The organism is Hwanghaeella sp. (assembly GCF_965227365.1).
GTDB lineage: Bacteria > Pseudomonadota > Alphaproteobacteria > UBA8366 > Aestuariispiraceae > Hwanghaeella.
The window spans coordinates 2155028-2169797 of record NZ_OZ245754.1 but is presented as its reverse complement, the minus strand read 5'-3'; the positions used below and the strand labels follow the sequence as shown (position 1 = coordinate 2169797).

Here is a 14770-nt window from a genome sequence, read left to right as displayed (position 1 = left end):
GACGTGTCATGGACGGGCGGGACGTAGCACAGCTTGCCGGGAATCGAAAGGGCGGCTGCGTTACCGCAACCGCCCTTCCGGGAAACGCATTCAGTAAACGGATCGCTTACATCATGCCGCCCATGCCGCCCATGTCGGGCATGGCCGGGGCGGCCGGCTTGTCATCCGGCTTTTCGGCGACCATGGCTTCGGTCGTGATCAGCAGGCCAGCAACGGAAGCGGCGTCCTGCAGCGCGGCACGAACGACCTTAGCGGGGTCGATGATACCGGCCTTGACCAGATCGGTGTAGACGCCGTTCTGGGCGTCGTAGCCATAGGTGTTGGACTTGCTTTCCATCAGCTTACCGGCAACGACGGCACCGTCGGTGCCCGCGTTTTCAGCGATCTGACGGACCGGAGCCTGGATCGCACGGCGGACGATGTCGATGCCGACATCCTGGTCGTGGTTCCCGCCTTCCAGCTTGCGCAGGGCACGCTCGGAATACAGTAGCGCGGTGCCGCCGCCCGGGACGATACCTTCTTCAACAGCAGCGCGCGTGGCGTGCATGGCGTCGTCAACGCGGTCCTTGCGTTCCTTCACTTCAACCTCGGTCGCACCGCCGACGCGGATCACCGCAACACCGCCGGCGAGCTTCGCCAGACGTTCCTGCAGCTTTTCACGGTCGTAGTCTGAGGACGTGGCTTCGACCTGGCTGCGGATCTGACCGCAGCGGGCTTCGATGTCCTTCTTCTTGCCGGCGCCGTCGACGATGGTGGTTTCGTCCTTCGTGATGTTGACGCGCTTGGCGGTGCCCAGCATGTCCATCGTGACGTTTTCCAGCTTGATGCCGAGGTCTTCGCTGATGACCTGACCGTTGGTCAGGATCGCGATGTCTTCCAGCATGGCCTTGCGGCGATCGCCAAAGCCCGGAGCCTTCACGGCGGAAACCTTCAGACCGCCGCGCAGTTTGTTGACAACCAGGGTCGCCAGGGCTTCGCCTTCGATGTCTTCCGCGATGATCAGCAGCGGCTTGCTGGACTGAACAACCTGTTCCAGGACCGGAAGCATCGCCTGCAGGTTGCTGAGCTTCTTCTCGTGGATCAGGATCATCGGGTTTTCGAGTTCGCAGGTCATCTTTTCGCTGTTCGTGACGAAATACGGCGAAAGGTAACCGCGGTCGAACTGCATGCCTTCGACGACGTCCAGTTCGGTTTCAAGACCCTTGGCTTCTTCGACGGTGATGACGCCTTCGTTGCCGACCTTCTGCATCGCTTCGGCGATCATGCCGCCGACTTCGGAATCGCCGTTGGCGGAAATCGTACCGACCTGAGCGACTTCTTCGGAGGTCTTGATCTTCTTCGCACGCTTGCTGATGTCAGCGACGACGGCTTCGACCGCCAGGTCGATACCGCGCTTCAGGTCCATCGGGTTCATGCCGGCCGCAACCGCCTTGGCGCCTTCGCGAACGATTGCCTGGGCCAGGACCGTCGCGGTCGTGGTGCCGTCACCGGCGATGTCGTTGGTCTTGGACGCGACTTCGCGGACCATCTGGGCGCCCATATTCTCGAACTTGTCCTTCAGTTCGATTTCCTTGGCGACCGTTACGCCGTCCTTCGTGATGCGCGGGGCGCCGAAGGACTTGTCGATCACGACGTTACGGCCTTTCGGGCCCAGGGTAACCTTGACCGCATCGGCCAGGATATCGACACCGGCCAGCATCTTCGTGCGGGCGTCGGTGGAGAATTTCACATCTTTGGCTGCCATATCGGAATGTTTCCTTCCTTAACTCTTGGTGCCTGGAATTCGGAATAAAGAGATCCGTGGTTCGGAACGGCCGATCAGCCTTCCAGAACGCCCATGATGTCGGACTCTTTCATGATCAGAAGGTCTTCGCCGTCGACCTTCACTTCGGTGCCGGACCACTTGCCGAAAAGGACGCGGTCGCCCTTCTTGACGTCCAGAGGACGGACGGTACCGTCATCGGCTTTGTAACCGCCGCCTACGGCCATGATCTTGCCTTCAGAGGGCTTTTCCTGAGCCGAGTCGGGCAGGATGATGCCGCCGGCGGTCTTTTCTTCGGCGTCGACGCGCTTGACCAGAACACGGTCATGCAAGGGACGGAATTTCATTTACGCTCTCCCATAGAGGATCGGATGATTGATCTGGTGACGTTGTGTCGGCGCGGCGCAGACAACGAACACACCCCGCTGTTAGCACTCAAGCAAATTGAGTGCTAGGGACATACGGATGATAGCTTTCGGTGTCAACCCGTGGGCGCGAATTCGTTTGTTCGGCAACGGCTTGCGGGCGAAATCCACAGGGCGGAAAGAATGCTTCAGCCTTGGCCGGGGGCCTCGGTTACGACGGTAACGGAAGTGCCATCATTATAAAGCTTCAGATACCGGTCCCGTTCTTGAGGGGGCATCATGACCCGAACGAAGACACCATCGTCCCGCTCTTCCCGCACCTGAACGTCACCGTGACGATAAAGCCAGGCCAACTGCGCACCGTCTTCATGCGGGATGAGTGCTTCCACGGGCTGGTTCTGGGCCGACAACCGTTCGTCGACAAGTTTGCACAGGGTCTCACAATTCTCGCCGGTCACGGCGGACACCGCGATCACATTGTCGTTGCGCGCCGCCCGAAAAAGAACGGATTCACGTTCGTTGCCGCCCAGCATGTCGATCTTGTTCATGACCTCGAGACGATCACCTGCATCGGGGCGGCCGAGGGATTCCAGAACCGCCTCCACGTCCATTTTCTGGATTTCCGTGTCCTCGTTTGCGGCGTCACGGACATGCAGGATCAGATCGGCCGAAATGACCTCCTCAAGCGTTGCTCTAAAGGCGGCAACGAGGTCGGTGGGCAGATCGGATATAAAGCCGACCGTGTCGGACAGGATCACTTTCGCACCGGACGGTAAGGCGATTGACCGCATTGTCGGGTCAAGCGTCGCGAACAGCATGTCCTGCGCCAGGACCTCTGCCTTGGTCAATCGATTGAACAAGGTCGATTTACCGGCATTGGTATATCCGACGAGCGCGACGATCGGATACGGTACCTTGCGCCGCGACTCCCGGTGCAGCGCGCGGGTACGCTTTACTTGTTCCAATTCCCGCTTCAGTTTGGCGATCCGTTCGTCGATCAAGCGCCGATCCAGTTCGATCTGGCTTTCGCCGGGACCGCCGATAAAACCAAGACCGCCGCGCTGCCTTTCCAAGTGGGTCCAACTCCGCACCAACCGGGACCGCTGATAGCTGAGCGCCGCCAATTCGACCTGCAGACTGCCTTCCCGCGTATTTGCGCGCGCACCGAAGATTTCAAGGATCAGACCGGTTCTGTCGATGACCTTGCTGCCCAATTCCCGTTCCAGGTTACGCTGCTGAACCGGAGACAGTGGGCCGTCGACGACGATCAGTTCGACCTCGAGGGATTCGGAGAGGTCGCGAAACCGTTCAATGACACCCATGCCGAACAGTGTTCCGGGCTTGGGCTTGTCCACTTTGATGGTTTCCGCATGAACGATGTCGAGATCGATTGCATGCGCCAAACCGACCGCTTCCTCCAACCGAGCGGCCGCGGACCGCTTCGGTGAGCCGTCCCCGCCATGAATTCGGATATCCGGATGCAGAACAATCGTCCGCCGGCTGCCTTCGCCGCGCCAGGGCGCGCGTTTCTTGCCGCTTCCCTTACGCGGTGCAGCCATGACGGGGCACCGCGTAAGCGGCCTCTGACTGAGTCATCCGGATAAGCCCGGCCCGTAGGCCCGGTGCGCGGAGTATTACTCGTCCGCGCCCGTTTCGCCGCCTTCGAAAAGCTGCAGCGGCTGCGACGGCATCACCGTGGAAATGGCGTGCTTGTAGACGAGCTGCGAATGCGCATCCCTGCGCAATAAGACACAGAAGTTGTCGAACCAAGTGATAATGCCTTGAAGTTTTACGCCATTCACCAGGAAAACGGTGACCGGCATTTTCTGCTTTCGTACGCTATTCAGGAATACATCCTGCAAATTCTGATTCTTATCGGACGACATTGCAACGCCCCCTTATGTTCTTGTTGGGCCATCGATCTTGGTTCTGCGCCGGACATGCACCGACAGGGCTGGTGCCAACGCCTCAATCCCCTTTGTAAGAGAATTTACGCTGCACTGCAACAACGGCGATACAACAACCGACATCCGACGCGTCATCCGACAGTTTTCAATACATAGGTTAATTGATCGAGGTTCGCCACCTGACTTCTCGGCGGACAGTCGGAAAAAGCGGTTTTCGCCCGCTTTGGATCGGGATGCACCAGTATACCGGTGCAGCCGGCATTGTGCGCCAGTTCCAAATCGCTCCGCGAATCTCCGATGAACCAGATATCGGGGCCAAGGGCGAGTTCCATCGGGGCGAGCGCCATCAACAGTGCCTCGGGGTCGGGTTTATCGCGCACAGCGTCCCCTGCTCCCACGACGGACCGGAAATACCCGTTCCATTCGAGATGGGCGACCTCACGCCGAAGGTAACGGCCGGTCTTGTTGCTCACCAACGCCATGGGCAGGTCCATGCCCTGCAAATACTCCAGGACTGCCAGTGCGTTCTCCAGCGGCTTCAACGCATCGAGATGCGTTTCTTCGAATGCCCCGTAGTAGATGTCGCGTGCTTCTTCCCACCGATCGCCGAAAAGCGCGGGAAAGGCGTCGCGCAGGGATTTGGACACCCTGTCCTTCGTCTGCTCCAGCGTCCACGGTTCATGCCCCATGGCCTTCAACGTGGTCTCGAATGAGGCATGGATCACCGGCCAGGTATCGACCAGGGTGTTGTCCCAGTCGAAAACCACGGCCCGCGGCGACGGCATATCGGTCGGCACGAGTGGTTTATCCGAAACGGACCCGGTCACGTCAGGCTGCACGGCTTCTCCGCCCCGCGGCGTAATCCTGGTAGGTTCCCAGCAGCTTTTCCGAGAGGGATCCGGGGCGGCCATTGCCGATCACGTGGTCGTCGATCTTGACCACCGGCGTCACGAACGAGGTAGCACTCGAAACGAAGGCTTCCTTGGCCTCATAGGCTTCCTCCAGCGTGAATTCACGCTCTTCGAACGGAATGCCGTCCTGCTTGGCGAGATCAAGGATCGTCTGGCGGGTAATGCCATTCAGGATTTCATTGGTCGCCTTCTTGGTCACCAAAACGCCGTCTTTGGTGATGATCCAGGCGTTTGAGGACGATCCCTCCGTGACCATGCCGTTCTTGTCCACCAGCCAAGCCTCATAGGCACCGGCCTCCGTCGCCGCCTGTTTGGCCAGGCAATTGGGCAGCAGGCTGACCGTTTTGATGTCGCAGCGGCCCCAGCGGATATCGGGCGCACTGACCACCGTCACCCCATCGGTGAACTTCTTCATTTTTGCGAAGTTCATTTTCTTGGTCGTCATGACGATGGCCGGTTGAACCTTGTCGCTCGGAAAAGCGTGGTTGCGCGGCGCAACACCGCGGGTGACCTGCAGGTAGACCAAACCATCGGTCAGCCCGTTTCGACGCACCAATTCACGCACTTTCAATTTCATCGCATTGCGGGCCATCGGCATCCGCATGCGAAGTTCCTTCAGGGAGCGCTCCAAACGGTCCATATGCGGATCTTCATCGACCATCTTGCCGTTGGAGATGGTGACGACCTCGTACACGCCGTCGGCGAACTGATAGCCTCGATCCTCGATATGCACGGCGCCGTCGCGATGCGGCAGGAAACGACCATTCACATAGCAGTAGCGAGGCATGGGAACTCCTTTCGAGAAAATACGTTCAATGCTTTTCCTGATAGACCCCTCGTACCCTGGGGCTCAGAAATATTCCAGGCGAACGGCGAACATCTTTTCGACTTTTTTGACCGCCTGCGCCGCTGCCAGCAGGACGACACGGTCGCCCTCGAAGATTTCCGTATCGGGACGCGGAATGATGACATCGGAATCGTTCCGGATCACCGCGCCCAGGATCACCCCGTCGGGCAGCTTCGCCTCCTTCAGCGGCACGCCCACCAGAGGCGAGGTTTGCAGCGCTTCCGCCTCGATCACCTCCGCGAAACCGTCACGAAGGGTATGCACGGATCGGATTCGGCCGCGCCTGACATGCTGCAATATGGTGGACGCCGTGATTTCACGCGGGCTGACGACAACGTCGATCCCGAGCGTCGTGATCAACGGCCCGTAACTCGACTTGTTAATCAGAGAGACTGCTCTGTCGACGCCGTAGCGTTTGGCCAGCAGCGACGCCAGAATATTCGTCTCGTCATGATCGCTGACGGCGATGATGGCTTCCGCATGAGCGACATTGGCTTCTTCGAGGATTTCGCTGTCCAGGGCGTCTCCTTGGATGATCGTCGTAGTCGGCAGCAATTCCGCCACCTTGCGCGCCCGGGCCTTGTCCAATTCGATGACGCGGACCGTATAGTTATCGTGGTTTTCCAAATCGTTCGCCAAATTGACGCCGATATTGCCACCGCCAATGATGATCACACGCCGCGATTCGCGCTCTTCATGGCCGAAAACAGCCATGGCACGGGAAAGCTTCCCGGTCTCTGTGCAGAAATAGACCTCATCGCCCGGCAGCATCTGGTCCGTGGATTTCGGTATGATCAGCGTCTCGTTCCGGATGATCGCCATCACCGTGATGTTCAAATCGGGAAACAGAGAGGTCAACTGTCTGAGCGGCGTGTGAATGACCGGACATTTTTCCTGGCAACGGACCCCGATCACTCGAACGAGATCATCGGCCAATTCGATGATATCCGACGCGCCCGGAACGTGAAGGCGCCGCCGCACGGCCCGCGCGACCTCAATTTCCGGAGATATGATGACGTCAATCGGCAGTTGGTCGCGGGCGAACAGATTGGCCCACTCGTCCCGCAGGTAATCCTGCTGACGGATCCGCGCGATCTTAGTCGGGACGTTGAATAGCGAATGTGCCACCTGGCAGGCGATCATATTCACTTCGTCGGCGAAGGTGACGGCGATCAGCATATCGGCGTCGCCCACCCCCGCCCGCGCCAGCACGTCGGGATGCGAGGCATGACCGACGAAGGCCTGCACATCCAGTGAATCGTTGATCTTGCCGATCAATTCCGGGGATTGATCGACGACGGTGACGTCGTTCTGTTCGCTGGAAAGGTACCGGGCAATATGAAACCCGACCTGACCGGCCCCGCAGATAACAACTTTCATGGTGTAGAGCCTCGAAACCCGCCCAAGGTGATCTGTGTAGCGCCGGGAAGGCGCGAAGGCCAGCGCGACGTTAACGTTAGATACCCGGCCTAGTCTTTCCCGCCCCGGAGCACGTTATGCACCCCCAGCCCTTTAAGCTTTCGATGCAGGGCGGCCCGATCCATCTCGACGAACTCGGCCGTGCGGCTGATATTGCCGCCGAACCGGGTGAGATGAAACAGAAGATATTCCCGCTCGAACGCCTCCCGCGCTTCGCGCAGGGGCTGGTTCATTACCTCCTGGGCACGCTCCCAGCGCAAGACGTCGACACTGTCTTCGCCGATCGCCTTGGCGACCGCATCGGCCTTGATCAACTCAGCCCCTTGGGACGACAGCAGCAGTCGTTCGACGACATTCGCGAGTTCCCAGACATTGCCGGGCCAGTCATGGGCCTGCAGGGCTGTCACCGCCTCGGACGACAGCGGTTGAGCAGCGCGTCCCTTTGCCCGCGCGGAACGCAACATCAGATGTTCCGCCAATGGCGGTATGTCATCGCGTCGGTTTTCCAAGGGCGGGATACTCAGCGGCACGACATTGAGGCGGTAGTACAGATCCTCTCGGAACTGGCCGTTCTGCATGGCCTCCTGCAAATCGCGATTCGTCGTCGCCAGAACCCGGACATTGACGTCTACCCAGTGACTTCCGCCAAGCCTTTGAAAACGCTGGCTGTGTAAGACCCGGACGATTTTCCCCTGCACGGCGGGCGGCATATCTGCCACCTCGTCGAGCAGCAGCGTGCCCATATGGGCCTGCTCCAGCAGGCCGACCATGCGTGCGGCTTCACCATTCGGTTCACGACCGAACAGCGCCGCTTCGAAATTCTCCTCATCCAGAGTCGCGCAGTTCAAGACCACGAATGGTCCGTCCGACCGCTGCGATCGCTTGTGTATCAACCGCGCAACGGCGCTTTTGCCAGCCCCGGCCGGGCCCGTGATCATCACCCTGCTGTCGGTTCCGGCGACACGATCGATCGTTCGTCGAATGTCCTGGATTGCGTTGGAAACACCGATCAATTCCGCTTCCGCGCCACCGGTCAGCGTTTTCAGCGCTTCGTTCTCACGCTTCAGCATGATGTCGTTCAGCGCGCGTTCGATCGTGTGCAGCAGAACATCCGTTTGAAAGGGCTTGGCAATGAAGTCGTACGCCCCCTTCTTTGTGGCGTTGACCGCCATGTCGACGGTTCCATGACCGCTGATCATGACAATTTGCAGCGCCGGATGGTCACGCTTCAGAAGTTCCAGAATCTGCAGGCCGTCATAGGCGCTGCCGGTGAGCCAGACATCCAATATGACGAGCGAGGGCAGCCGCGAGGCGACGGCTTCCAACGCGGCTTCGCCGCTGCTGGCGGTCCTGGTCTGGTAGCCTTCATCGTCCAGGATACCGGCGATTTGCTCTCGAATGTCGGATTCGTCATCGACGATCAGGATCTCATGGGCCATGGCGTCAATTGGATCCCTTCCTTGAACTGGCGCCGGCGTCTGGTCCCGGGATCGCGTTTGTTTCTGTCTTCATTCCCGTATCGGTCAATGTCCTGCCATGAAAACCAAGTATTACCTGCGCCCCTGCCCCGTCGGCGAAATCAGGCGGTGCATCCGTCAATGTGAGTGAGCCCCTATGGTCGTCCATGATCTTCTTGACGATAGCCAACCCAAGTCCCGTACCCTTCTCGCGGAAAGTGACATATGGCTCGGTCAACCGATCACGATCGTCCGACGGTAATCCCTTACCGTTGTCGACAACCTCAATTCGGACTTCCCGTCCCGCCTCTCGCCCGGCCCCTGTTTGCGCGGCCACGGTCGTAACCAAACTTAAGGCGATTCTGCCGCCGGGAAGATCTGTGCCAGGACGGCTGTCGATGGCTTCCTTCGCGTTCTGCAGAACATTCGTCAGCACCTGTGCGATCTGACGTCCGTCCGCCGTGATATGAACCGGGTCCTCCGGCATCGTCAGCGTGTACTCGATTGCGGGATTGGCGTTGCGTTGCAGGAAGACCTGTTGCCGGCAGAGGTCCGATAGATCCACATCCTGCATCGTCGGCGCCGGCATGCGGGCGAAGTTGGAAAACTCATCGACCATCCGCCCGATGTCACCCACCTGTCGAATGATCGTATCGACACAGGTTTCGAAGACGTGCGGATCGTTTGTTATCCCTTTGAGATATTTACGTTTCAGGCGCTCGGCAGACAGTTGGATAGGCGTCAGCGGATTCTTGATTTCGTGAGCGATCCGGCGCGCCACATCCGCCCAGGCGGCCGTGCGCTGAGCACTCGCCAAGGCCGTGATGTCGTCCAATGTCATGACATATCCGGCCGCGCCGTCCCCCTGCGTGAGCGGCCCCGACCGAACAATCAGGCTGCGTGTCATGCCGCCCCCTTCGACTTTGATCTCCTTTTCAACGAAGTCAGTCTCGGGATTTGAGAGCACTTCATCTATGATCTGCGTCATATCCGGCACGATTTCGGCCATGTCATGGCCGATAAACTGGTCGAGTTCAGCGCCGAGAAGTTCGGAGGCGCGCCTGTTAGCCAGTTCGATCTGTCCATGCCGGTCCAAACCAACCACGCCCGCGGACACACCGGTCAGAACCGTCTCGATAAAACGGCGTCGCTCGTCGACCTGCATGTTTGCTTGCAGTAATTCGTTCCGTTGACTTTGCAACTGCTCGGTCATCCGGTTGAAGGCGCGACCTAACACGTCGACCTCGTCATTCTTGGAGGACGGAGAGACTTGAACGCTCAAGTCCCCTGCCCGCACACGTTCCGTTGCCGCGATCAGACGGCTGATCGGTTCGGACAATCCGTTCGCCACGTTCAGCCCCACCCAAACAGCGGTGAGCAGCAGAAGCATCGCGACCAGCACGAAGGACAGCGCGAAGGAAACCTGGAACCGAGACCGTTCCTTCTCCAACTGAACGAATTGTTTCGTCGCGCCTTGGGTCGCCGCGACATGGGCCAGGACCGTGGGGTCGATCGCGCGCCCGACGATCAGGAAGGTATCGATGATGGTATCCAGACGAACCAGGGCACGGACCCTGTCATCGGCCTCGTTCCGCAGAATGACGACACTTCCGTCCCGGGCATCCTCAAAAGCGCTTGTCGGGATCGGTTCGAATTCAAGCGCAATCGTCAGGCCGGCCCGAGCGAGAATGCGACCGTTTTCCTCGAATACGAGCACTTCCGACAGGTTGCGCGTACCAACCTGAAAATTGAGCAAACGATTCAATAACTGCTGGTTCGCCGTGAGAACGGCGGCATCCCGGTTCAGGGCGGAGGCGATCCACAACGCGTCCGCCTCGATCGTGCGCAGATGTTCGTCCAGATAGGCCTGCGCGACAGCCGAACTTTCTGAGACCGCCGTCCGAACGCGTTCCGAAAACCAGGATTCCAACCCGAAATTGAAGAAAAGAAGCGAGAACCCGGCTACGATGATCGCAGGTGCGATCGCGAAAATCCCAAACATCGCGGCCAGACGGACATGCATATGGGCGCCCGCCGCCCCTCGTTTCCGTTCGGACCACAACCGGACCAGTCGCCGGACGATGATCACGCTCAATAACAGCAACAAGACGAGATCGAGGTAGATCAGCCCGACGAGATGCTCGGGGTCCTGGGCCAGATTTGCCCCGCGGCCTGAAAAAGCCCAATAGGTCGATAGACCGGCAGCCAGCGACAGGACCGTCAGAAGACCGGCGAGAAGACGGGAAACCTTTGGATGGTCCAGGAACCGAAAAGCGTGGCTCAGCCGTTTCCCCCAACTTCCGGCCGCGCGTTCCTTCTCCGTATCCGACGCCCGATCCGCTCGACCGTTCGGCATTGCCTTCGGCGCGTCAAGGGAGTCGCTGGGTTGGCTCGTCGACACGAAGCGCTTGCCTCTAACTAGAAGAAAGGGAGAACAGCCAACCCCTGGCTGCAGGTTGGGGCGTTGTTCGGGGTATCATTCTCAGGAGTTTATCCCACGCACCACCGGTATATCCAGTTCACGTATCTTTTTGCGCAGGGTATTCCGGTTCAGCCCAAGCAAATCTGCCGCTTTGACTTGATTGCCGTTCGTTGCGGCAAGCGTCAGGGTAATCAACGGGCGCTCCACCTCGCGCAGCACACGGTCATACAAGCCTTGCGCGGGCAAGGCGTCGCCATGGGAGTCGAAATACCGCCGCAATTGGCGTTCCACGGTTTCCGAAAGGCTTTCCGCCCTGTCGCCCTCGAGGTTGTGCGCCGCGGCCACCGGCGCATCGGCAAGCTCAGCCTCGACATCCGCGGCATCGATGGCGTCCTGCGCATAGAGTGCGGTCAAACGCCGTATGAGGTTCTCCAATTCACGCACATTGCCGGGCCAGGAATAGCGCTGCAGCACGGCCATCGCCGCCGGTGTGAGGCTTTTCGATTCCAACCCCTCGCTGGCCATGCTGGTCAGGAAATGGCCGACGAGATCTGGAATATCCTCTCGCCGTTCCCGCAAGGGCGGAAGTCGGATCGGAACGACATTCAGCCGGTAGTAGAGGTCTTCACGAAACAGGCCTTGAGCCGCCAAATGCCGCAAGTCGCGGTGCGTGGCGCTGATGATCCGCACATCGGTTCGAATCGGCGTCCGCCCGCCGACGGTCGTGTATTCGCCTTCCTGAAGAACCCGCAAAAGCCTGGTCTGCGCTTCCAACGGCATGTCGCCGATTTCATCCAGGAAAAGCGTGCCGCCCTGCGCTTGCTCGAAACGACCGGCGTAACGGGTGGCTGCCCCGGTGAAGGCGCCTTTTTCATGACCGAACAGCTCGCTTTCGATCAGGTCCCGCGGAATGGCCGCCATGTTGATCGCGACAAAGGGACCGCTGCGGCGTTTGCTGAACTCATGCAGCGCCCGGGCAACCAGTTCCTTTCCCGTTCCGGACTCGCCGGATATCAGGACCGACAGATCCGTGGCGGTCAGCCGGGCAATCGCCCGATAGACCGTCTGCATCGCTTGGGATCGACCGATCAGAGGCAGTTTTTCATCGGTCCCCGGCGGCGCGCCTGTTTTCTCCGCGCGGACCAAGTCCGCCGTCAGGGCTCGGTCGACGACCTCGAGCAATTCAGGCAGATCGAATGGCTTGGGCAGATATTCGAACGCACCGCGCTCCGCGGCTTTCACAGCCGTCAGCAAGGTGTTCTGCGCGCTCATGACGATAACGCGAAGGTCGTCGCGGCGTTTCCGTATCTGCGGCAGCAGGTCCAACCCGTTGCCGTCGGGCATGGCGACATCCGTGATGACCAGGTCCCCATCGCCGTCACTGACCCATCGCCACAGGGTGGCCGTATTGCCCGTGGTCCGCACGTCATAACCCTTGCGGCTCAATGCCTGAGTCAGAACCGTACGGATCGCGCTGTCGTCATCCGCAACCAATATCGTCGCCGGTGTCGTCATCGCCGATCAGTCCCCGCGCACCAAAGGAAGCATCACGTTGAAGCTTGTCCGGCGCGGCTTGCTCTCCACGTCGATGATGCCGCCGTGATCGCCCACAAGTTTCGCTGTCAGGGCCAGACCGAGCCCGCTGCCGTTGCGTTTGGTGGTAATGAACGGATCAAAAAGATGCGGGCGCAGGTCTTCCGGTACGCCCACCCCGTTATCCCGGACGCTGACCATCATCGGCAGGTACATTCTGCTTTCCGATCCAGGAATAGCCAGCCGAACCCCGTGACGAAAGGCTGTTACGATGGTGACTTCACCGTCACTTCGGCTTTCGACGGCTTCCACCGCGTTCTTCACAAGGTTCAGGAAAACCTGGACCAATTGATCGTGGTTTCCGAATACCGGCGGCAGGGAAGGATCATAGTCGGTGGTGAATTTCACCTCCCTACCGAAGCCCGCCTTCGCAACTTCAAGAACCTCATCCAATACCTTGTGAATATTGACGTTGTTCCGATCCAGGATCGGCCCTTCACTGAATACTTCGAAGCGGTCGACCAGCTTAACGATCCGATCGGTTTCGCGGATGATCAACTGCGTCAGCGAACGGTCATCGGCACCGACAATCGTGTCCAGGAGTTGGGCCGCCCCGCGAATTCCCGACAGAGGGTTCTTCACTTCATGGCCCAGCATGGAGGAGAGAGCGCTGATCGATCGCGCCGCCCCCTTCTGGGTGATCGTATCGTCGATCTTGTTTGCGATCCGGTCCTCTTTGAAGACGAGAACGATTTCGTCGGCGCTGTCCGCCAACGGGGCGGCGTCAACGCTCAGCAGGTGTTGTCCGATCCTCGGCGTAAAGACGTGAATCCCGTATTCCGTCATGCTGCTCGCTTGCCGGCGGACCTTCTGCACCAGGGACAGGATCGGCGAGTCGTGTGGGAAGAGATCCTGCAAATTCGATCCCAGAAGCGTTGCCTCGCTGCCTTGGAAGAATTGTTCCGCCGCCGCATTGAGGAAAACCAGGTCGTCGGACCGTTCGACGACAATCACCGGATCCGGGAGAGCAAAAAGTATAGCGTCACCGGAGACGGTTTTCGCACTGAGACGCGTCAGCTTGGCCAGCTTCTCTACAACCGTGTTCATGCAGCGATGTCCTGCGTCTGTGATGAGGGCGCTTCTGCCGCCAACTCGGCAGCGCGGAACAACTCGGTAATAAGGGAATGCACGGCGGCCGGGTCATCCGCCTTCATCATCGCATCGCGGAAACGCGCCGCGTTTCGGATGCCGGACGCGTACCAGCCCAGATGCTTGCGCGCCATACGAAGACCGCGGTCCAAACCGTGGTGATCGAGCATGGCGTCGTAGTGTTCGTGGATCAAATCTTCGCGCTGCTCCAGCGACGGCGCGGGCGCCGGCATGCCGGTGCGGAACGTCTGCGCGACGAGACCTGGTTGCCAAGGTCTGCCATAGGCGCCGCGGCCGATCATCACGCCGTTCGCCCCGGATTTTTCCATCGCCGCGACAGCATCTTCATAAGAAACGATGTCGCCGTTGACGATCAGCGGAATGGAAACTGCTTCCCTCACCTGCCGGATAAAGGCCCAATCGGCGGAGCCGGTATATTTCTGGGCCCGTGTCCTGCCATGCACCGTGATCATCCGGATACCTATTTTCTCGGCCATGGCGGCGAATTCCGGAGCATTCCGGTTTTCTTCGTTCCAACCGGTCCGCATTTTTGCTGTCACCGGAAGGTCGACGGCCGAAACGACCGCCTCCATGATCCGCGCAGCCTGCGGCATGTCCCGCATCAGGGCCGAGCCGCAGAACCGGTTCGTAACCTTCTTCGCCGGGCAGCCGAAATTGATATCGATGATATTCGCCCCCAAATCGGCGGCGAACCGGGCTGTATCGGCCATGGCCTGCGGGTCGAAACCGGCGATCTGAACGGACTGGACCTCGCCTTCCTCCGCTCGCATCAGCCGTTTGAAAGTCGCTTCCGTGTGGCGAAGGGCCTCGTTGCTCGCGACCATTTCGGACACGACCAGACCGGCCCCCAAACGACGGGCCAAGCGCCGAAACGGCAGATCCGTAACACCCGACATGGGCGCAAGTATGACCGGTTCATCGATTTTCACCGGCCCCAAATCAATCGGGGATAAAGGCACTCGCCCAACCTCGCTACG

Annotated in this window: 12 protein-coding genes; all 12 read right to left on the bottom strand. The window is 59.5% G+C overall.

Going from position 1 to position 14770, the window contains the following annotated elements; genetic code table 11:
* Positions 1–106: 106 nt before the first annotated feature.
* The 12 genes from groL to dusB all read right to left on the bottom strand — a co-directional run bounded on the left by groL (position 107) and on the right by dusB (position 14722).
* Entirely contained in the window at positions 107–1744 is a 1638-nt protein-coding gene (gene groL / locus ACQK2G_RS09925; protein WP_425404868.1) for a chaperonin GroEL, read from the bottom strand.
* A gap of 74 nt (positions 1745–1818) precedes the next feature.
* Complete coding sequence (groES, locus tag ACQK2G_RS09920; RefSeq protein WP_425404867.1) at positions 1819–2109, bottom strand: co-chaperone GroES; 291 nt, start codon at positions 2107–2109, stop codon at positions 1819–1821.
* 206 nt (positions 2110–2315) lie between these two features.
* Complete coding sequence (hflX, locus tag ACQK2G_RS09915; RefSeq protein ID WP_425404866.1) at positions 2316–3686, bottom strand: GTPase HflX; 1371 nt, start codon at positions 3684–3686, stop codon at positions 2316–2318.
* Between the two features lie 75 nt (positions 3687–3761).
* Positions 3762–4013, bottom strand: coding sequence for an RNA chaperone Hfq (hfq, locus tag ACQK2G_RS09910; RefSeq protein WP_425404865.1), 252 nt, complete (start codon positions 4011–4013; stop codon positions 3762–3764).
* 152 nt (positions 4014–4165) lie between these two features.
* Entirely contained in the window at positions 4166–4873 is a 708-nt protein-coding gene (locus ACQK2G_RS09905; protein WP_425404864.1) for an HAD family hydrolase, read from the bottom strand.
* Positions 4863–5732 carry a D-amino-acid transaminase gene (gene dat / locus ACQK2G_RS09900; protein WP_425404863.1) on the bottom strand — a complete coding sequence of 290 codons (870 nt, stop codon included), beginning with the start codon at positions 5730–5732 and terminating at the stop codon, positions 4863–4865. Before dat ends, ACQK2G_RS09905 begins: the two co-directional genes overlap by 11 nt.
* Positions 5733–5795: 63 nt before the next feature.
* On the bottom strand, positions 5796–7172 hold the full coding sequence (gene trkA, locus ACQK2G_RS09895) for a Trk system potassium transporter TrkA (protein ID WP_425404862.1): 1377 nt from the start codon (positions 7170–7172) through the stop codon (positions 5796–5798).
* A gap of 89 nt (positions 7173–7261) precedes the next feature.
* Positions 7262–8650 carry a sigma-54-dependent transcriptional regulator gene (locus ACQK2G_RS09890; protein WP_425404861.1) on the bottom strand — a complete coding sequence of 463 codons (1389 nt, stop codon included), beginning with the start codon at positions 8648–8650 and terminating at the stop codon, positions 7262–7264.
* Positions 8651–8654: 4 nt separating this feature from the next.
* Positions 8655–11069 carry an ATP-binding protein gene (locus ACQK2G_RS09885; protein WP_425404860.1) on the bottom strand — a complete coding sequence of 805 codons (2415 nt, stop codon included), beginning with the start codon at positions 11067–11069 and terminating at the stop codon, positions 8655–8657.
* Positions 11070–11150: 81 nt separating this feature from the next.
* Positions 11151–12605 carry a nitrogen regulation protein NR(I) gene (gene ntrC, locus ACQK2G_RS09880; RefSeq protein ID WP_425404859.1) on the bottom strand — a complete coding sequence of 485 codons (1455 nt, stop codon included), beginning with the start codon at positions 12603–12605 and terminating at the stop codon, positions 11151–11153.
* A 6-nt stretch (positions 12606–12611) separates the two neighbouring features.
* The gene (locus ACQK2G_RS09875; RefSeq protein WP_425404858.1) at positions 12612–13730 is read right to left on the bottom strand and encodes a two-component system sensor histidine kinase NtrB; all 1119 of its coding nucleotides are present in this window, start codon (positions 13728–13730) and stop codon (positions 12612–12614) included.
* Positions 13727–14722, bottom strand: coding sequence for a tRNA dihydrouridine synthase DusB (gene dusB / locus ACQK2G_RS09870; protein WP_425407636.1), 996 nt, complete (start codon positions 14720–14722; stop codon positions 13727–13729). The genes ACQK2G_RS09875 and dusB overlap by 4 nt, the downstream gene beginning before the upstream one ends.
* Between the last annotated feature and the right edge of the window lie 48 nt (positions 14723–14770).